General features: G+C 71.5%; 13 protein-coding genes and 2 pseudogenes. 7 read left to right on the top strand and 8 right to left on the bottom strand.

The annotated features are described in order from the left end of the window. Positions 1-6 precede the first annotated feature (6 nt). From ACQEV8_RS13505 to ACQEV8_RS13490, 4 genes and pseudogenes are all read right to left on the bottom strand, one after another. Positions 7-4,121: pseudogene (locus ACQEV8_RS13505) on the bottom strand (alpha-(1->3)-arabinofuranosyltransferase domain-containing protein); the annotation flags it as partial. Continuing rightward, on the bottom strand, positions 4,118-4,843 hold the full coding sequence (locus ACQEV8_RS13500) for a class I SAM-dependent methyltransferase (protein WP_432959879.1): 726 nt from the start codon (positions 4,841-4,843) through the stop codon (positions 4,118-4,120). The pseudogene ACQEV8_RS13505 and the gene ACQEV8_RS13500, both read right to left, overlap by 4 nt. Next, positions 4,840-5,801: pseudogene (locus tag ACQEV8_RS13495) on the bottom strand (glycosyltransferase family 4 protein). Before ACQEV8_RS13495 ends, ACQEV8_RS13500 begins: the two are co-directional and overlap by 4 nt. Before the next feature lie 464 nt (positions 5,802-6,265). Beyond that, positions 6,266-7,261 carry a DUF3068 domain-containing protein gene (locus tag ACQEV8_RS13490; protein ID WP_432959878.1) on the bottom strand — a complete coding sequence of 332 codons (996 nt, stop codon included), beginning with the start codon at positions 7,259-7,261 and terminating at the stop codon, positions 6,266-6,268. A 214-nt stretch (positions 7,262-7,475) separates the two neighbouring features. On the opposite strand from ACQEV8_RS13490, the gene ACQEV8_RS13485 reads away from it, so the two are divergent. Further along, on the top strand, positions 7,476-7,628 hold the full coding sequence (locus ACQEV8_RS13485) for a hypothetical protein (RefSeq protein ID WP_432959877.1): 153 nt from the start codon (positions 7,476-7,478) through the stop codon (positions 7,626-7,628). Between the two features lie 2 nt (positions 7,629-7,630). Continuing rightward, positions 7,631-8,875 carry a PucR family transcriptional regulator gene (locus ACQEV8_RS13480; RefSeq protein WP_432959876.1) on the top strand — a complete coding sequence of 415 codons (1,245 nt, stop codon included), beginning with the start codon at positions 7,631-7,633 and terminating at the stop codon, positions 8,873-8,875. Positions 8,876-8,891: 16 nt separating this feature from the next. On the opposite strand, the gene ACQEV8_RS13475 is transcribed toward ACQEV8_RS13480, so the two are convergent. Beyond that, a complete protein-coding gene (locus tag ACQEV8_RS13475) occupies positions 8,892-10,949 on the bottom strand; it encodes a TerD family protein (RefSeq protein ID WP_432959875.1) in 2,058 nt (685 codons plus the stop codon). A gap of 231 nt (positions 10,950-11,180) precedes the next feature. Between ACQEV8_RS13475 and ACQEV8_RS13470 the strand changes: the two genes are divergently transcribed. Continuing rightward, entirely contained in the window at positions 11,181-11,954 is a 774-nt protein-coding gene (locus ACQEV8_RS13470) for an IclR family transcriptional regulator (protein WP_432959874.1), read from the top strand. Continuing rightward, complete coding sequence (locus ACQEV8_RS13465) at positions 11,951-12,811, top strand: SMP-30/gluconolactonase/LRE family protein (RefSeq protein WP_432959873.1); 861 nt, start codon at positions 11,951-11,953, stop codon at positions 12,809-12,811. Before ACQEV8_RS13470 ends, ACQEV8_RS13465 begins: the two co-directional genes overlap by 4 nt. 131 nt (positions 12,812-12,942) lie before the next feature. Here ACQEV8_RS13465 and ACQEV8_RS13460 read toward each other — a convergent pair whose 3' ends face one another. The 3 genes from ACQEV8_RS13460 to ACQEV8_RS13450 form a co-directional block, all read right to left on the bottom strand. Then, entirely contained in the window at positions 12,943-14,343 is a 1,401-nt protein-coding gene (locus ACQEV8_RS13460) for an NAD(P)/FAD-dependent oxidoreductase (protein ID WP_432959872.1), read from the bottom strand. 289 nt (positions 14,344-14,632) lie between these two features. Then, positions 14,633-15,802: a DUF6545 domain-containing protein gene (locus tag ACQEV8_RS13455; protein ID WP_432959871.1), complete on the bottom strand. Its 1,170-nt coding sequence runs from the start codon at positions 15,800-15,802 to the stop codon at positions 14,633-14,635. Positions 15,803-15,857: 55 nt separating this feature from the next. After that, positions 15,858-16,469, bottom strand: a complete 612-nt coding sequence (locus ACQEV8_RS13450; protein ID WP_432959870.1) for a toxin-antitoxin system, toxin component family protein — start codon at positions 16,467-16,469, stop codon at positions 15,858-15,860. 260 nt (positions 16,470-16,729) lie between these two features. Here ACQEV8_RS13450 and ACQEV8_RS13445 point away from each other — a divergent pair, with 260 nt between their 5' ends. Genes ACQEV8_RS13445 through ACQEV8_RS13435 form a run of 3 tightly spaced genes read left to right on the top strand, consistent with a single transcriptional unit; the run spans position 16,730 to position 19,865 of the window. Further along, complete coding sequence (locus ACQEV8_RS13445) at positions 16,730-18,085, top strand: extracellular solute-binding protein (protein WP_432959869.1); 1,356 nt, start codon at positions 16,730-16,732, stop codon at positions 18,083-18,085. Next, positions 18,082-19,020 carry a carbohydrate ABC transporter permease gene (locus tag ACQEV8_RS13440; RefSeq protein WP_432959868.1) on the top strand — a complete coding sequence of 313 codons (939 nt, stop codon included), beginning with the start codon at positions 18,082-18,084 and terminating at the stop codon, positions 19,018-19,020. The genes ACQEV8_RS13445 and ACQEV8_RS13440 overlap by 4 nt, the downstream gene beginning before the upstream one ends. Beyond that, positions 19,017-19,865 (top strand): carbohydrate ABC transporter permease, encoded by an 849-nt coding sequence (locus ACQEV8_RS13435; RefSeq protein WP_432959867.1) that lies wholly within the window; start codon positions 19,017-19,019, stop codon positions 19,863-19,865. The genes ACQEV8_RS13440 and ACQEV8_RS13435 overlap by 4 nt, the downstream gene beginning before the upstream one ends. Positions 19,866-19,939 lie beyond the last annotated feature (74 nt).

Here is a 19,939-nt window from a genome sequence, read left to right as displayed (position 1 = left end):
GGGTTCGTCCTCCCCGGGTTCGCGCAGGCTCACGAGTCCCGCGAACAGGCCGATCAACGCCAGCAGTTGGGCCACATGCCCGAACGCACCCGTATCCGACCCCACCGGCTCCCCGGCACCGGTCGCGGCCGCGATCCCCGCCCCCGCCAGCGCCACGAACGCGATCGGCACCAGCAGGGCGTGCCGTCGCGAGGCCAGCAGTGCCAGGGCCGGGACCAGCAGCGCGAACCAGCCCGCGATCACCACACCCACCAGCGTCAGCGCCACCGTGCCGAGCCACAGCCCGGGCAGCGGCGGGACCGGCTGAGGCGCGTCGGGGTTGGGGGCGCGGCGGCGCCACAGGGCGAGGCCCAGCAGGACCGCGATGCCGGCGCCGCTGCCGATCAGTCCGGCGTCGTAGGTGGTGGCCGGTTCGTACGACAGCTTGACCGCGCCGCCCGCCCCGGCAGGGACGCGCCAGCCCTGCTGCCAGCCGTCCAGCCGCACCGGCGTCAGCTCCTTGCCGTCCAGGGTGGCCTTCCAGCCGTCGTTGAAGTTCTCGTACGTCGTCAGGTACGAGGCCGCGCCGGAGCCGACCGTCACCTCGCGCCGGTCGCCCAGCCAGTCCCGTATCTCCAGCTCACGCCCGGCCGCCGCGGCCTCGGGAATCGTCCCGCGGGTCAGGGCCACGTCCGTGAGGGCGAGCGGGCCCGCGTCACCGCCCTCCAGCCGGTGTTCGCCGGCGGGCAGCCGCACCTCCGCGTCGCCCCGGCCCTCCTGGCAGAGCGTCACCTCGACGCCCCGCCGCTCCACCAGATCCCGCACCGTCCCCTTGACGCTCGTCCGGTACAGCTCGCTGTCCAGCGCCACGTCCGGGCCCTTCCCGCACGGCAGGGAGAACTTCCGGGTGCCGTCCGGCTGCGGGGTGCGGTACTGGTCGAGGGACGGGACATACGCCTCCGTCAGGCCCACCGGGAGGCGCAGGTCCTCGTCGGCGACCGGGTTGTGCAGGGTCAGCGGGGCGGTCTCGGTGACGGTGATGTCGAGCCGGTCCGTGGTGATCGGCGGGAAGCGGACCCAGCCGTTCTCGTCGACGCCGGCGATCGTCGCGCCGTCGGGGGAGCTGATGTGCACCTCGGAGGCGCGGGTGGACAGGCCGCCCGCGGGGGCCAGGACGAGTTCGCCGACCGGCTGCTTGCCCTCCCAGCTCAGGTGGATCGTCGGCCGGTCGCCCGCGATCCACGCCGTCGTGAGGTCGCCGTCGGTGAGGTTGCGCGCCGTCAGGCCCGCTCCGAGGCTCGCCGTGGAGTCGGCGGTGGCGACGATCCTGGTCTGCTGCTCGGGCGCGACCTCGTAGAGCAGCCGGTCGAGTTCCTCGCCCGGGACCGGCACCGCGTTCGCCTTCACCTCGTACGTTCCGGCGGCCGGTGTCGTGAAGCGGCGGTGCAGTCCGGCCTCCGTGCCGGTCGCGGACAGGCCGGTCGGGTCGGCGGCGCGGTGCAGGGAGACCACGGTGGCGGCCGCGGTGGCGTTGTCCGCGTCGGCCGGCAGCTTCAGGAGCCGGGTCACCTGGATGTCCGGCAGATCGATCTCGGAGAAGCCCGCGCCCGTCAGACCGGCCCGGCGCTCCACCGAGTCCACGATCGTCAGCTTCATCCACCGGCTCGTGCCCTCGGGCGCCTTGATCCGCTGCGTCTTGCCGTTCGGCTGGAGGAAGCTCGTCCTCGAGCCCTTCTCGGTCTCCACCCGTACCTTCGTCGCCGCCGCCCGCACGCTCTCCTGCGGCAACGGCGTGACCTTGAAGGAGGACGGCATGTCGTAGGGGCCGGTGAAGCCGACGCGCAGCCACTGCCCGTCCGGGGTGTCCGGCGCGCCCTCAGCCCACGCGGTGTCCGGGTTGCCGTCGAAGGCGTTCACCGGGTCGTACTGCGGCAGGTGGAAGAGCCAGTTGCCGTACGAGGACGCCGTCACCGAGTCGGCGCCGCGCAGCTCGGCCACGGTCTGGTGGCCGGTTCCCTCGGCGGGCAGGATCTGGCGCGGCTTCTCGCCAGGGTCCTGCTGGGCGTCGGGCGCGTTGCGCTCGTCCCGCGTGTACGTGTACGACGTACCGGCGTTGACCAGGCCGAACCGGGTGTCGGCGCGCCGCATCCCGTCGCCCACCACCTGCACGGCGGGGGTGCCGAGCCCGGGATGGTTGTCTCCGGTCAGGACGGCCGCCCGTCCGCGCAGCCGGGACGCCAGCGGCAGCAGCGCCTCCGGGCCGCCGGACACCACGGCCGTGTCCGAGACCGGGGCCAGTCCCGCCTGCCCGGGCCGGAGCACGTCCGCGTCGGCCGGCCGGTAGATCTCCACCGCCCGCTGCCGTGCGTACAGCCCCTCGACCTGGAGCGGGGCGTCCTGCGCGATCCGCCCGCCGGTCATCACAGGACCGAGCCCCGTCACCCGCTCGTACCCGGACTGCTCCAGCGTCCGCTTCACCGTCGCGGTCGGCACCGCGCCGATCTGGTCGGGATCGAGATCGTTGCGTACGACGACGTAGTACAGCCCGGCCCGGCTCAAGTAGTCGGCGAGACCGGGGACTTCGCCTCCCGTCAGCAGCGCCTGCTCGACGGCGTCCATCGCGCGCCGGTTGCCGGGCGTACCGAACGGCACGTAGTCGCGCTGCGCCCAGCGCGACTCGGCGAGCACGTCGAGCGGCTGGTCGACGGGGGAGCCCCAGGTGTACATGCCGTGCGCGGTCGCCGGGACGACCAGGGCACGGGAGTCGGGGGAGTACTTCTCCAGCCAGTCGGCCGTGGCCTGCCAGTAGGTGGGCAGCTTCTGGAAGGAACCCGGGTTCAGGATCGAGCCGTTGAGATACGGCAGCAGCAGCCCCGGCAGGATCAGCACGGCCGCGACCAGCGGGGCGAGGCGCCGGCCGCGCACCTGGCGGGCCCCGCGCGGCTCGGCGGCCACACCCACCAGATGGACCAGGCCCAGCACGAGCGCCAGCGCCATCCCCGCCTGGAACTTGTAGATGTTCCTGAACGGCGACAGCCACCCGTCCAGCCAGCCCTGCACCACCCCGTGGAACGGCGCCCCGAACGCCCCGCCGTACCCGGCGAGCAGCACCAGCGCCGCCACCAGCACGGTCAGCACCAGCCAGCGCCGCTCGGGCACATCACGCCGGGCGAGTCCGGCGAGCCCGAGCCCGGCCGCCAGCGCCGAGCACACGATCACGACGACCGAGGAGGCCACGGCCCACCCCGCGGGCAGCCACGCCTCACCGAAGTGCAGATAGGCGACCCAGTTCCCGGCGCCGCGCAGCGCCTCGGTCGCCGACATGGTGTCCGTGGTCGTCTGCGAAGTCTCTATATAGGGGAGGAAGTTCTCGCCGTAGACCCCGAGCAGCAGCAGCGGCACCCACCACCAGGCCGTCACGACGATCACGGCCGGGGCCCACCAGGCGATCAGCTTGCGCTGCCGGGGCCCGGGCGGCCGGGACAGCAGATAGAGCCCGACCGGCAGCAGCGAGGCCAGGGTCGCCGAGGCGTTCACCCCGCCCATGAACGGCACGAGCAGCGCCGACCGCAGCGCGGCGACCCGGGCGGCGTACCGCTCGTTCGTCAGCGGCAGCAGCACCCACGGCAGGAACGCGCCGGGCAGCGCGGCGGCCGACGTCGACCCGATGACGGTCGTGAACACCGGCCACAGCGCGTACGCCACGGCCCCCAGCAGCCGCGAGGTGCCATTGCCCACCCGCAGCCGCTCGGCCAGCCGCAACGCACCCCAGAAGGCGACGGACACGATCAGCGACAGCCACAGCCGCTCCGCCAGCCACACCGGCAGCCGTACGAGGTCGCACAGCCAGTAGAACGGCAGCATCGGCCAGAGATAGCCGACGTACTGGTCCTGGATCCCGCCGAACCCGGCCCGGTCGTGCCACAACTGGCCCAGATCGGCGAGGAACTGCCCCGGATCGACGGTGACGCCCAGCTTGGTGTCGAAGGTCTGCCGTCCGGGCTGCACGGCGAGGTACAACACGAACACCACGGCCCAGAAACCCAGCAGCCAGCGCCGCGACCGCGGGCCCTCGGGGGACCTGCCGCGGTCGCGGTGGTGGGAACGGCTGCCGGGGGAGGAGCCTGGACCGTGGTTGTCATGAAGGGCACCGCCGCAGGATGAGGAGGAGGTTCCAGGTGGCGAACTCGCGGATGCCGGGCGCCTTGACGACGGTCTCCGCGAGGAAGGGCCAGTAGCGGGAGCGCGCCGAGACGACCGTGACGTCGTCGCGGGCACGCACCTGCCGCAGGGTGGAGCCGATGTGCACCGCGAACAGGTTCTCGCCGAGCGTGTGCTTGGCGGGCCGGCCGGTCCGCCGCAGATAGCGGGCCCGGGCCCGCTCGGCACCGAGGTAGTGCCACGGGGCCCACTCGTGTCCGCCCCACGGCGACAGCCAGTTGGTGAACGACACATAGATCAGCCCGCCCGGGCGCGTCACCCGGGCCAGTTCACTGAGGAAGGTCTCCGGGTCGGCCACGTGCTCCAGCACGTTGGAGGAGAAGGTGACGTCCGCGATGCCGTCCCGCAGGGGCAGCAGATACCCGTCGGCGACCACCGCACTGTCGGGCGGCTTCTCACCCAGCTCGGCCATGTCCGGCTCGAACAGATAGGCCTGGGCACTGCGACGCCGGAACTCCTCGGTGAAGTAGCCGCTGCCGCCACCGATGTCCAGGACGGTACGCCCGGCGACGGGCCCGTCGTAGGCCTCGACCTGATCGACGGCGTCACGGGCGAGCAATGAGTAGCAGGCCTCGGGGTCGTCCTGTTCGTGGAGGAAGGCACGGAACAGGGCGAGAGATCTTCGAAGCGAGGGGTCTTTCACGGCCCCCAGCCCCTCACCGCCTCCGCGGCCACCACCTGGAACTGCCGAACCGTACGGTCCCACCGATACGAAGCGGCCCGCTCCCGCGCGGCCTTCCCCATCGACTCCCGTTCCCGCCCGGCCAGGGCCAGCGCACACCACGCCGCGGCGAACGACGACTCGCCCCGCGCGAGGACCCCGGTCTCACCATCGACCACGGAGTCCTTGAGCCCGGGCACATCGAAGGCCACACTCGGCGTCTCCCGCGTCGCGGCCTCCGTCACGACCAGCCCCATCCCTCCACGGCGGAGGGATGCAGCAGCAACCAGGCCGCACACAGCAGCCGGTGCTTCTCGGCCTCGGAGACATACCCGGTGAACTCCACACCGGGCCCGGCCAGCCGCTCCAGCCGTTCACGCTCCGGCCCGTCCCCGACGATCACCAACCGCCCGCCGGTCACCGGCCGCACCCGCTCCCACAACCGCAGCAGCAGATCGATGCGCTTGTACTCGACGAGCCGCCCTACGGCGACGAACAACGGCTCCGCCGAGCGCTCGGCTCGCGGCCCCGGCTCCTCGACCCCGTTGTGCACGACCCGGATCCGGTCCCGCTCGACCCCGATCGCCCGCAGCGCGTGGGCCGTCGAGGAGGACACGGCGACCATCAGGCTGCCCTGCCGCGCGCCGGTCAGCGCCCAGTGTTCGAGTCTTCGGCCGATCCGCGCCGCCGGGGCCAGCGGCCCGCCGAAGCGCATCTTCCACAGATCCGTATGGACGTGGTTGACCAGACACAGCGTGGGACCGCGATGCCACAGCGGCGCCAGATACGGCATGCCGTTGCACACCTCGACCAGCAGATCGCAGTCGCCGATCTGGCGGGCGAAGGCGGAACGGGCCCGCAGATAGTGCCCGTACGGGCCGCCCGCCGACACGACCCGGTAGTCACGGAAGGCAGCGGGGCCTCCGCACAGCAGGGTCACCTGGTGACCCAGCCGGGTCAGCCCGTCGGCGAGCTTGTCGACCAGCAGCTCGGAGCCGCCGGCGGAGGGGTTGTCCAGATCACGATGGGCGAGGAACACGATCCGGCGCGGATGTGGGGGGAGCGCCGGAAGGGCCCGCTGCGCGCTGTTGGAGGTGGCGCGGTGGGGGTCCCCCGCTCGAGCGAAGTCGAGAGTGGGGGAGGGGACGGTACGTGCTGGGGCATGGGTGCTCCAACTCGTCTCGGGGTGCGGAACTCAACGTGGGAAAACGTGGGGGGTTCGTTCCGAACGGGAGTCTGGAAGGGGAGTCTTGAAGAGGTCGGCCTGTGGGGGGCCTGAGCTCTTCCTGGGAGGGGAGTGTGGACGGGATGTGCTCGGGTGGGGTTGGACAGTTTTCGCCCGGACGTTCGCCAGGGCTACTCACCGGCGTGACAATTTCGGGCTTTGTTGGAGCTGACGTCACATCACATCGTGAGGGTGGGCTGGGGCATGTCCGGCTTTTCGGACGGAACAGGCTGCTCCGGCTCCTTCCGCCCACGCGCCACGAGAACACCACCCACCACCGCGAGCACAAAACCGGTCACCGCCGCCCCGATCGGCAACGTCACGCCCACCAGTCGCAGTTGGCCGCTGTCCCGCTTCGCCTGCCGCACCGCTTCCTTCTGCGTCGCGGTCGTGAACGAGACCTTCCGGCTGTCCAGCAGCACCGCGGCGTCCTTCTTCCCGCCCGGCGCCCGCAGGGTCCGCTTCGGGCCGGTCTGCGCGTAGATCACGCGACCCGTCGCCTGGTCCACGACCAGCTCGAACCCGTGGTTGGAGTACCACTCCTCGGCGAGCACCTGCGGCCGGCCCGGCTGGTCGACGATGCTGCCGGGCACCATCCGGGTGCCGGTCCTGGTCGGCGGCACCGAGCCGGTGAACTTGTAGCCCGTGTAGCCCTGGACCTTCGCGGTGCCCCGGTAGCGCAGCACGACCGTGTCGCCGAGGGTGTTGTCCCACCACTGGTACGAGCGTTTCTGCACGTCGAAGGGGAACTTCAGATAGGCCTCGCCCTCGATGTACGGCTTCTCCCCGCAGCAGTGCACCGGCCGGGTCGTCTCGCGGTCCATCACCCAGCGGTGCGGCGTGAAGTCCAGCGCGTCGTGCGGATCGGCGGCCGGCAGCGACTTGTCCGTGTCGACGGTGGTGATCACGTCCCAGACGGCGTTGCCGCTGCGTTCGCTGTCCTCGACATTGCCCCGGACCCGCTGTGTCACGGTGATCTTCCGGCCGGAAACCGTCTCGATCCGGTCAGTGTCGAAGACGCTGCCCCGGCCGGTGTAGACGGCGGTCGTGTCGATGTCGATCGGATTCACCGCGGCACGCGGTTGCACATACCAGGCGAGCAGGGGCGCCAGCACCAGCAGGAACGTGCCGAGACCCAGCAGGACCAGGGAAAACGGAGAGGTTGTACGGCGCATCCGGGCACTCCAGTGGCTTGGGACGGCTCGACGTACGAGGAGACCGGCACGGCGGCGAAGCGCGCGCATGCGGTTGGGCCGGGAACCGTAGGCGGCTCTTGACGGGGTGTCAATGCTTGTCGAGACTGGGCGCGACAGGCAGGGACGGGACGCCAAGGTGGGGCGACCTCCGGACGAACGCCGGACGAATCCGGACAGAGAGGCTGACCCTGCGATGTCCAGACTGCTCGCTGCCGCGCTGACTGTCGCGCTCGCCGCCGCCCTTGCCGTGGGCGCCGCGCTGGGCGTGGTCGCGCTGCTCCAGACCACACCCGACCAGCCGAACACCCCCCTGATCACGTACGAGCGAGCGGGCCAGGGGAGTTGACGGTGACGGCCGCCCGCACCGGAACCCTCACCACACGCTCGGCCTGGCACGACGTACCGCGCTTCCAGGTGCGCCGGTTCGCGGCGATCGCCATGGCCGAGGCGCCCGAGCTCGCCGAGGAGATCCTCCGCGAGATACAGCGCGAGTACCCCCATCTGCCGTTCGTCGTGGACGACTCCGGCGAGCCCATGGCCCTGGTCGGCATCCGCCGTGCCATCGAGGTCTTCGTGCAGCACCTGGAACACTCCGAGGGCCGGCCCACCGTCCCGCCGGGTGTCTTCCAGGACTTCGGCCGCGGCGAGGGCCTGAACGGCCGCTCCCTCGACTCCCTCCAGGCCATCTACCGCATGGGCGTACGCCTGGCCTGGCGCCGCTTCGCCGACATCGGCCAGCGCGTGGAGATCCCGCCCCCGGCGATGTACGAACTCGTCGACGCGGGCTACGAGTACCTGGACGGCCTCGTCGACCAGTCCGTACGCGGCTATGCCGAGGCGGCGGCCCGCCAGGCCGGTGAACGCCTGCGCCTGCAGCGGCGATTGATGGAACTGCTCCTCGCCGAACACCACCGCGGCGACCCCTCCGAGGCCCTCACCGAACGGGCCGCCCGGATCGGCTGGCCCCTGCCGGCCAAGGTCGCCGTGGGTGTCCTGCTGCGTCCCGCCCGGGAGGCCATGGCGCCCGCGGTCGGCCAGAGCGTGCTGCTCGACATGGAGTACGAGCAGCCCCGCATGGTCGTGCCCGACCCGGACGCGGCGGGCCGCCCCGAACTCCTGCACCGGTCCCTGGCCGGCTGGTCGGGCGCGATCGGCCCACCGGTCCCGCTCGCCGAAGCGGCGAAGTCCCTGCGCTGGGCGGAGGCGGCGGTCCGCCTGATGGAACGGAACCTCCTCCCCGCCGGCGAGGTCCTCTACTGCACCGAGCACACCGAGGCGCTGGTCCTCCTCCAGCCCGAGGAACTGATCGACGACCTGGCCCTCCGCTGCCTGGCGCCCCTGACCCACTGCGGCCCCACCCACGGCCGCCGCCTCGCGGAGACACTCCTGGCCTGGCTGGAGACCAGGGGCGGAGCCCCGGAGGTCGCGACCCGCCTCGGCGTCCACCCCCAGACGGTCCGCTACCGCCTGCGCCAGATCCGCGAACTCTGGGGCGACGAGATCGACGACCCCGACCGCCGCTTCGAACTGGAACTGGTGCTGCGGGCGCAGCGGCTGCGGGGGGAGCTGGGGGCGATGCGCGGGCGGCGGTGACCACCGCCATCAGCTGTCACACCGAGGCCCGCTCCCTCGCCGCCGCACGCCCGGAGGCCGGGGCGTCCAGGTGGACCACCACCGACGAATAGAACCGCTGCACGGCGTCGTCGACACTGCGGATGAAGCCGGACTCGGCGCTGCCCCGCCCGCTGCCCATGCCCTTGAAGAGGGACAGGCGGAAGCCGGTGATCTGGGTGGAGCCGTCCTTCGGGAGCAGATCCGCCGGCTCTGGACGCAGCCGCTCAAGCGTGCCCCGCGGGCCGCCCGCCTCGCCCTCCACCAGCGTCTCGACATGCAGGTCCGCCGGTGCCTCGGCGAGCTGCCGGACCAGACGCTTGGCCCAGGTGAGGGGATAGCCCTGCTCGGGTGCCGGGATCTCCACGGACGTGCGCAGTTTCGCGGTACGCAGATCAGCGCTGAGGGTGAGCAGGCCGGGTGCCCCCTCGACCCGCAGTTCCGCCTGGAGTCTGCCCTCCAGACAGAGTTGGTCGGCGAGGCGGGCGCGGCGGGCCCCGGGATCGGTGCCGCGCCGGGTGCGCTGGGCGGGCAGTACCTTCTGCCCGAGTTCGCCGCCGAGCCGCAGGCACACCTGACGGATGAGCCTCTCCCAGCTCTCCACCACCTCCAGGGCGTGCGGGTCGCCCTGACACAGGGTCTCGTCGCCGATCCCGTTGCGCACGGGCACCCATGCCGCGCCCATGTTCTGGAAGCCGTGGCAGCCGGAGTTCTCGTGCTGGAGGTAGTGCAGGAGGTCCTGGAGCAGCCAGGTGCGGGCCGCGTTGCCGACGCCCTCGTGACGGATCAGCATCTGTGCCTGGTGGGCCACTTCGGCCCAGGACAGGTGCCAGAGCGCCACCTGGTGCTTGCGCCGCCGGTCGATCTTCACGTCGACCAGCGGGCTGCCTTCCAGCGCGACGTCGTTCGACAGCGTGATCACGGCCTCGTAGCCCCGCCGGGCCGCGATGTCCATGTAGGCCTGCACCTGGTCGGACCTGAGGGGGTTGCCGTTGGTCTTGGTCTCGACGAGCGCCGTCCACAGCTTGCCGGCGCGCTCCACGCGGATCACTCCGTCGGGGCGCCGGGGCGTGTCACCGTGCGGCAGGGAGACCTCGGTGAAGGTCTCCATGCGGCCGGACGGCGCGCCGAAGGGAGCGGTGACCCGCCTGCCGAATCGGGGCACCTGGGTCATCACCGACAACAGCACCGAGGTGGCCCGCGTCTCCCGGTCCCGGTCGCTCTTGAGCGCCGACACCGGGAAGAGCCGGGCCTGCCTCCAGGACTCGTTCTCCGCCAGGCTCTTCGCGGGCGCCCGGGGCGGCGTGACCTTCTTCTTCGCGGTCCGGGGCCGGGCCGCCCGCTTCTTCGGAGCGGCCTCCTCCTCCGCTTCGACCGGCCCTCGCGGTGCCGGGACGGCCTGCAGAGTTGCCGTCGGCCGGGCCTCGGGCACGATGACGGTGGCGGGATCCTCCTCGACCGCCGTCTTGGACGCCGTCCCGGCCTGCGCCTCGGTCTCCGCCTCGGCGGTCTCTGCTTCGTCGTCCTCGATATCGACGCCGAAGTCCGTCGCCAGCCCCGCCAGGCCGCTCTCGTAGCCCTGCCCGACGGCCCGGAACTTCCACTCCTCCGCTCTCCGGTACAGCTCGCCGAAGATGATCGCGCTTACCTCGCCGGCGTCCTCGATGACGAACCGCAGCAGGCTCTCGCCCCCCGCGTCGGCCAGGGTCACCTTCAGGTCGTCCAGTTCCCCGAAGCGGGCGCCTTCGTAGCGGCTCGCGGCCACGACGATCCGCTCCACATCGGCCGGGACCGCCGTCAGATCGAAGCTGATGCGGTCCTCGCTGCCGTCCCCCGTCGGCTCTTTGCCGAGGAGCTGCACACTGCCGTCGGCAGCCACCGGGTTGTTGTAGAAGTAGAAGTCGGCGTCGCTGCGCACCTTGCCGTCGGCGTCCAGCAGCAGGACGGACACATCGGCGTCGCCCTCCCCGGTCGGGCTGGACCAGCCCAGGCTGATGATCGCCGAACCGACGTTCTCGCTCAGGGCCGTTAAGGACAGGTTCGAGCCCTTGGTCATGTCACGCACAGAAATCCCCCACCTCTGCGACACATGTGACGTGCCGCACATACGGCACTTTAATGTGCACGCAACGCGCTCGTAGGGTGCTCGTGGGTTTCCGCCCGCCGGGCCTCTGCCTCATCTGCCCATTGCCCGGCCAAACCTCTATGGCTAGCCTGTGTTCGTCATGCCGATCGCCTGTTGATATCTCGAACACAGGCGCCTGAGACACATAGGGAGGGGCCGGTCGTGGGACGACTCGTACCAGCCGTGACCCGGGCTCTCGACATTCTCGAGCTCTTCCTCGACGGGGACGGGACGCTCTCCGCCCCCGACATCGTGCGCAAGCTGCAGCTGCCGCGTACCACCGTGCACGAGCTGGTGACCACGCTCGCCGCCCGGAAGTACATCGTCCAGGTGCCCGGCCAGCCGGGACGCTACCGGCTCGGCGTGCGGCCGTACCAGCTCGGCGCTCGTTACGCCGAGCAGCTCGACCTCGCCGCCGAGGGGCAGCTGGTCGCCCGGTCCGTCGCCGAGACCTGCGACGAGACGGTGCATGTGGCGATCCTCGAGGACACGGACGTCATCTACATCGCCAAGGTCGACTCCACGCACGCCGTGCGGATGGTGTCGGCGGCCGGCCGCCGGCTGCCCGCCCACTGCACCTCCGTCGGCAAGATGCTGCTGGCCTCCCTTCCCGATCAGGAGCTCGCCACGCGGATCCCCGACAACGCGGCGCTGGTCGCGATGACCCCCAACAGCATCACCGACCCGGCCGCCCTGCGCGAGGCCCTGGCCGAGATCCGTGAGCGGGGCCTCGCCGTGGAGAGCCGCGAGTCCAACCCGGACGTGAGCTGTGTGGCAGCGCCGGTCCGCGACCGCACGGGTCAGGTCGTCGCCGCCCTGTCGATCTCCGTTCCCATGATCCGCTGGAGCGAGGAGCGCCGCGCCGAGCTGGAGCAGCTCGCCGCGAAGGGTGCCGCCGAGCTGTCCGAGCACCTCGGCCACCGGAGTGTGGCATGACCGCGAAGCCGTACGAGGTCGCCGTACGGGCCGAGGCCGAGCTGGGCGAGGGCCCGACCTGGGACGCGGCGGCCGGCCGTCTGATCTGGATCGACATCCTCGGCTCCCAGGTGCACACCTACGACCCGTCCACCGGCCGCCGCACGGTCCGCCGCACCGAACAGCACGTGGGCGCGGTCAAGCCGCGCGCCGGCGGCGGACTGGTGCTGAACCTGCGCGACGGCATCGGCCTCCTGGACGGTGACGCCGACGGCGGCGGGTTCCGCTGGCTGCACCACGAGCCCGTGCCCGGCCGCCGTGCCAACGACGCCGCCGTGGCGCCCGACGGCACGCTCTGGGCCGGCACGATGCGCTACGACGAGGCACCGGGCGGCGGCTCGCTGTCCCGCGTCGCCGGTGACGGCACGGTCGACGTCGTCCTGGACGACGTGGCCGTCAGCAACGGCACGGGGTGGAGCCCCGACGGGCGGCTCCTGTACTACATCGACTCCCCGACCCGGCGGGTCGACGTCTTCGACTACGCGGACGGGCGCGTGTCCGGCCGCCGGACCCTCGCCGCGATCGAGGACGGCGCGGGCTTTCCCGACGGGCTGACCGTGGATGCCGACGGGTGCGTGTGGGTCGCCCTCTGGCAGGGCTCGGCGGTACGGCGGTACACACCCGACGGTGAGCTGGACCGGGTGATCGAGCTGCCGGTGCCGTTGGTGACGGCGTGCGCGTTCGGCGGGGCCGGGCTGAGCGACCTGTACATCACCACGGCCCGTACGGGGCTGAGCGAGCCGCCCGCGCTCGCGGGATCCCTGTTCGTGGTGCCCGCGGCGGGCAAGGGACTGGCACAGCCCGCGTTCGCCGGCTGACAGGGGACAGGGCGGGCGGCGGACGGAGCGGGACGAGGGCGGCCGGGTCCCCGAGACGACCGCACATGACCACGCCGACGGGGGGCGGACCGGACCGGAACGCCCCCGTCTCGGACCGGGACGCCCCCGTCTCAGCGTCCCGTCCGGTCCAGCCGCCGCAGGACCGCCCGCTCGTCCTCCGTCAGCGGCGCCCCCACCACCGCCGGCAGCGGCGGCCCGCTCAGCGTCGCCAGTACCGTCGAGGGCCGTAGCAGCCGCGTCGGCCCCGTCGTCATGCTCATCACGTCCCATACCGCCGACGCCGCTGTGTACGAGCCGGTCGCCGTGCGGATCATGCGGCGGGTGTAGGCGGTGACCAGACGGTCGGCGACTCCGGGCGAGCCCCCTCGCGTCCCGGGGTACCAGACGTCCTGGCTCACCGCCATCGTCCACGCGGCCTCCACCGGCCTGGCCACCCGCCGCTGCACACGCCGGGCGAGACCGGGCTCGCCGAGGCCGGACCGCCGCAGCTCGCGGTCCAGCTCCCCGGTGCCCAGCGCGGCCACCGACATGCCCTGTCCGTAGGCGGGGTTGAACGTGGCCAGCGCGTCACCGAGGACGACGAGGCGGTCGGGCCAGGAGCGGACCTTCTCCAGATACCGGCGGTGATTGCTGGTGCTGCGGCTGACATGGACCTCGGTGAGCGGCTCCGCGCCGGAGATCAGCCGGCCCACGATGGGGTCGGGCAGGTCCAGGGTGTACCGGAGGAACGCGTCCGGATCGGACGGCGGTTCGCCGCCGCCCCGCGTGCCGGCGAGGCTGACCATCCAGCGGTCGCCCTCGACCGGCAGCACCATGCCGCTGCGGCCGGGCCGCCCCTGATACGGGTCGGCCTGCACCATGGTCAGGGGGAAACACCCGGCCCCCTCGGGGGCGCGGTAGAGGCGGGTGGCGTTCACCAGGCCGGCGTCCACCGTCTTCTCGCGCACGTCGTCGACGCCCAGCCTCGCCAGCCAGGTCACGATCCGCGATCCGCGCCCGCTCGCGTCCACCACGAAGTCGGCGGCGAGGTCCTCCTCCCCGGCGGCGGTCGAGAGGCGGACCCCGGTCACCCGCTGCCGCGACCCTGTCAGCTCCAGCACCCGCGCCTTGCGGATCACCACCCCGGTGTTGTCCAGCACGGCGCCCCGCACCGCCCAGTCGAGCAGCGCCCGGGTGCAGGTCAGCATCCGTGGTCCGGGGTGACGCCAGCGCCGGAGCCAGCCCTCGGGCGTGAGGGCGACCATGCCCGAGCCGAGCGGTATCTCGTGCGCACCGGCGGCGAGCAGGTGCTTGCGCATGCTCACGCCCGGCACCAGGTCCTCCATGGGGGCCAGCCCGCCGGCCATGAGGAGATGCGCGTGACGGCCCTGCGGCAGGCCCTTGCGGTGCTCCGGCCCCTCGGGCAGGTCGTCCCGATCGAGTACGACCACCTCGTCCGCGACGGCGGACAGGGCCGCCGCGGCCAGCATGCCGGCCAGACCCGCGCCGATGACGACTGCTCTACGCGACATGCGACCCCTCGCACTCAGCCATGAAGGCTCCGTTGCCCTGCGGGCATTCCCCGATGTCCGGTCACCATCGCGCGCAGCGCACAACACCGGCCCGCCGGCACCGGTTTCGGGCCAGGCGGGCCTCGTCCCGGACGGCTCTCACCGTACCTTCACGTACCGTGCCCGCGGCCCTCCGTGCAGGTCCCGTCCGTGAATCGCGCCGGGCACGCCGGGCACGCCGGGCACGACGGGCACCGAGCGCGGCCGGGCGCGGCACCCGTGGCCGCCGTGGGCGACCCCGGGGACGTGATCAGCCGGTGAGCGACTTGCCGTCCGTGCGGTCACCGGCCAGGGCGCGGATCGCCCGGAGGTCCTCCGTGCGACGCAGGACCCGGGACACGGCGCCGATCTCGCGCAGCAGATCCGTGGTGTCACGGGCACCGGTGCCGTCGTCCTCCCGTGTCCGGGTCCTGGCGTCGACCGCGTCCAGGATCGCCGCGGTGGCCGCGAGTGCCTTCGCCAGGTCGGGCGGGTGGCCGAGGGCGAGGGCGGCGTCGTGGAACCGTTCGCGCCGGTCCTCGTCGATGTGCCGGGCGAGCGGCAGCAGCATGTCGCGGATGAACGTCTCCCGGCGGACCAGCCGCAGCTCCGGCGTCGCGCGCAGCAGGAACGGGACCCCTGTGCCGTTGACCGTCCTCATCAGCAGGTACAGCGGCCGCAGTTCGTGGTGGGCGAGCCGGACGTGCCAGCGGCCGTGCAGGTACTGCCCGGCGTGCGGGAGGATGAAGCCGACCGCGATGAGCACCGCGGACAGGCAGGCGAGCGGCGGTGCGACGGCCGTGCTGAGCCAGTCCAGGTCCCGCCCGGACCAACGGGCCACCACGGCACTGATCTTGGCGGCGTCGAAGAGCAACTGCGCCGCGTAGCCCACGCCGAGGAACTTCAGCCCCCAGCGCAGCAGCGAGTCGAGCCCGTCGGTGCGGACCCAGTTCCAGATCAGCCCGTTGGTGACCAGTGCGGCCACGGTGTGCGCGAGCAGGTAGAGCACGATGACTTCGCGCATGTACGGGGTGTTCGCGTAGTACGTGTCGAGATCCCGCAGCCGCTCCACCGGTACGTCCGCGAGGGCGAACAGCACCCACATCGCGACGATCACACCCGAGTAGACCGCCACGACCCCGCGCATCGCGCGCCGGGTGCGGTCCGAGCGGTCGGACAGGCCGTTGCGCCAGGAGATGATCAGCAGCAGGCAGAAGGCGCAGAACGCGGTGAGCAGCGAGTAGACCCACGGGCCGGAGAAGTTCGTCACTCCGGTGAGCCGGTTGACCCGGGCGATCGTCGAAGGCGCCACGAAGACGAACACCGCGCAGGCGAGCAGCAGCAGTCCGCCGACCGCGCGCAGCATCGGGTCCTTCCAGAGCCGGATGATGCTGGGCAGCTTGATGGCCAGGGCGGCGGCCAGGACCCCGCGGGGATCCACCAGAAGTTCGGATAGAACTGGTTGACGAACTCGGCCGGGGTCAGCGCCACCGTCGTCACGGCGCCGCACCTCCTCGCGGCCCCCGGTAGCCCAGCGACCGCTGCACGGGTTCGAGGGGTACGTCCGGCCCGCGCCCACCCGGCAGCAGCGCCCGGCACCCCGCCGCCAGCCGGTGTCCGAAGGCGTCGGCATCGGCCTCGTCCCGTTCCCGGGAACCGTTGCGGGCGGCCACCGCCAGCGCGACGTCCTCCCACCCCGGCCGGCCGGCGAACGCGTGGGCCGCCGCCGTACCCGCCCCGTGGTGATGGCGGTGCCCCGCGTGCAGATGCCACAGCTCGTGCCCGAGGATCACCAGCTGCTGAACGGCCTCGGCCCGCTCCTCGACGATGACGAGGTCGAAGTCCTGGAACTCGACCCACAGTCCGGTCACTTCGATCTCGTCGGGAAAGCGCTCGAAACGCAGCTCGACGGGACGCCCTCCGCGCCGTGCGCTCATCTCCTCGCACAGCGCCCGGCACAACGACCGTACGTCGGTGGGGGACTGCTCTCTCGCCCGGACACCGGCGGCGAGCCCGGCGGCCAGGCCGCGCATGGCGGAGCCACGTCGCGAGCGCCTGAACGCGGCGGTGACTCGGGCGGCCCTCATCCGCGCGCCCGCGATGTCCATCGCTCCCCCTTCTCACCGCCGGCCGACGGCTTGGCAGCGGGTCCGAGACTACGCGCCCGAAAGTGTTCACGTCATGCGATCCGACGCCCGTAGTTCAACGGAGAACGACCGTTCTTGTACGGAACGTCGTGTCCACAGTCCGGCTGGGCCATTGACGCGCAAGCGCTTCGAATTTACGGTCCCGTTCGAAGTAACGAGCGATTTTCGAAATACCGAACGAACATACCGACAGTTAGGGCACACCGACAGTAAGGCAGGGCATGGGACGACCTGACCTGAACCGTAGACAGCTTCTCGGAGGACTCGGAGGACTCCTGGCCGCAGGCAGCTTCGGCTTCGCCGCGCTCGGCACCGGAGCCGACGCCCTCGCCTCCAGTGCGAACACCCGCGTCCGGTACTGGAACCTCTTCAGCGGCGGCGACGGCTCCAACATGATCGCCATGCTGGACGCCTTCCGTAAGGACAACCCGGACATCGCGGTGAAGGACTCCACGCTGCAGTGGGGCAGCCCCTTCTACACCAAGCTCGCGATGGCCGCCGCGGGCAACCGCGCACCCGACCTCGGCGTCATGCACCTCGGCCGGGTCACCGGCTTCTCGCCCGGCCGCTTCCTCGACCCCTGGGACGTCGGCCTGCTCGCCGAGTACGGCGTACGGGAGGAGGACTTCAACCCCGCGCTGTGGAAGCGCGCCGTCATCGACGGCAAGCTCTACGCCCTCCCGCTCGACATCCATGTCCAGCTCTGCTTCTACCGCAAGGACGTGCTGAAGAAGGCGGGGCTGCTCGGCGACGACGGCCGGATCGTGCCGGTCACCTCCCCCGACGAGTGGTTCGACGTCCTCAAGGAGGCGAGGAAGGCCACCAGGAAGGGCCTGCAGACCATCGGTCTGTGGGCCAACGACCAGAACTTCCAGTGGTGGTTCTTCGTCGCCTTCTACACCCAGCTCGGCGGCACCTGGTTCGACGCCGCCCACACCGAGGTCACCTTCGACACCGACAAGGCCACCCAGGTCCTGGAGTTCCTGCGCCGCCACACCGCCGACGGGTACGCCGATCCGGGCATGGGCTCCGTCGGCGCCGAACAGTTCGTCAACGGCGCCCCCTTCGCCTGGGAGGGCAACTGGTCGGTCCCGGTCTACTCCGGAGCGAAGCTCGACTACGGCGCGACCCCGCTGCCGCCCGTCTTCGGCAAGCAGGCCACCCACGCCGAGTCGCACGCCTTCGTCCTGCCGCACCAGTCCGACCGCGGCGGCCCCACCGACGAGGCCGCCCACCGCCTCGCCGCCTACGTCGTCCGGCACGCTCAGCAGTGGGCGGCAGGCGGCCACATCCCCGCCTACACGCCGACCCTGTCCACGGCCGCGTACAAGGACCTGAACCCGCAGAGCGAGTACGTGTCGGCCATGGACCACCAGGCCACCGAACCGAAGGTCTGGTTCGCGGGCTCCACCGGCATCCTCGCCCAGCGCGTCGGCCCGATCGTCGTCTCCGCCACGGTCGGCTCCGCCGAGCCCGGGACCGCCGCCCGCCGGATGAACAGCGCGCTCACCCAGCTGCTGGCCATGAAGAACCCCATGGACGGCCGCACCGCCGCAGAGGGAGGTGCGGCCGCGTGACGACCAGCGCCCAGAGCATCGCCGCACCCGCACGCGTGAAGACCGCCGCCGACAGCGCCCGCCTCCACCGCGGCCAGGGCTTCCAGCACGGCGGCTGGTTCGTCGCCCCGTTCCTGGCGCTCTTCGCCCTGTTCGTGATCTGGCCGCTGCTGCGCGGCGTCTACCTCAGTTTCACGGACGCCAACATCTCCGGCGAAGGCGCGAGCTTCGTCGGCCTCGACAACTACCGCGAGGCCCTGAACGACCCGCTGATGTGGGACTCCCTCGGCCACAGCGCGTACTTCACGCTCCTGGTCGTCCCCTGCATCACGGTCCTCGCCTTCCTCCTCGCGATGCTCGCCCACCACATCGAACGCGGCAAGTGGCTGTGGCGGCTGTGCTTCTTCGCCCCGTTCCTGCTGCCGTCCACCGTCGCGGCCAACCTCTGGCAGTGGCTGTTCAACCCCGGCACCGGAATGATCAACCACGTCTTCGGCATCGAGACGCCCTGGCTGACCGACAAGTCGTACGCGATGCTCGCCATCGTCATCCAGACCCTGTGGTGGACGGTCGGCTTCAGCTTCCTGCTCTACCTCGCCGCACTCCAGGGCATCCCCGGCCACCTCTACGAGGCCGCCAGGCTGGACGGCGCGAACGCCTGGCACCGCATGGTCCACATCACCCTGCCGATGCTGCGCAACATCACCGGCCTCGTCATCGCCCTGCAGATCCTGGCCTCGCTCCAGGTCTTCGACCAGGCCGTCGTGATGATGGACTTCCTCCCCGGGCCCGAGGGATCGACCCGCACCTTCGTGCAGTACACCCTCGAAGAGGGCTTCACCAGCTACCGCGTGGGCTACGCCTCCGCGATCTCCGTCATCTTCTTCGTGATCATCGCGGCCGTCGCCCTCGCCCGGATGTGGCTGCTGCGAGGCCGTGAGGAGGCCGCCCGATGAGCACAGCCGCAGAGCCCCGCAAGCCGTGGACGCCCAGCCAGATCGTGCTCACCCTCCTCGGCACCGCCGTCTCCGCCGTCTTCCTGGCGCCCTTCGCCTGGGGCCTGTTCACCTCGCTCAAGTCGGAGACCGAGGCGGTGGAGGTCCCCCCGCACTGGCTCCCCAAGGACTGGACGGGCCAGGCCTGGAAGGCCCTCTTCGAGACCGGCAACATCACCAACTGGTTCGTGAACTCCCTGGTCGTCTCGGTCTGTGTGACGTCCGTCGTCCTGCTGGTGAGCGCCCTCGCCGGATACGGGTTCGCCCGCACCGAGTTCCGCGGCAAGAACGCCCTGATGGGGCTGGTCATGGCGGGCCTGATGATCTCCCCGGCGGTCCTCGGCGTGCCGCTGTTCACCACCGTCCAGCAGATGGGCATGGTGGACACCTACTGGGGCATGATCCTGCCGCAGTGCGCACCCGCCGCGATGGTCTACATCCTCTACAAGTTCTTCCAGGGCATCCCGCGCGAGCTGGAGGAGGCCGCGTTCATCGACGGCGCGGGCCGCTGGCGGGTCTTCTTCACCATCGTCCTCCCGCTCTCCCGCCCGTCCCTCGCGGCGGTCGGCATCTTCACCTTCATCGCCTCCTGGAACAACTTCCTCTGGCCCTACATGGTGACCAACAACCCCGACCTGATGACCATGCCGAACGGCATCGCGACGGTCATGAACTCCTACGGCATCCAATGGGCCCAGCTCATGGCCGGCGGCCTGATGGCGGGCCTGCCTCTGATCATCGTCTTCGTCTTCTTCCAGAGGCAGATCGTGGCGGGTGTCGCACATACCGGTCTGGCGGGCCAGTAGACGATCGCCTCAGGGGCGCGGGGAACCGCGCGCCCAGCCCCCACGCACCCGCAGCCGCCCACGAGAAACGAACC

The sequence above is a fragment of the Streptomyces sp. CA-179760 genome (genome assembly GCF_050937045.1).
Taxonomy (GTDB): Bacteria; Actinomycetota; Actinomycetes; order Streptomycetales; family Streptomycetaceae; genus Streptomyces.
Note: the sequence above shows the minus strand (reverse complement) of the source record. Positions and strands in the feature narration are given on the sequence as shown.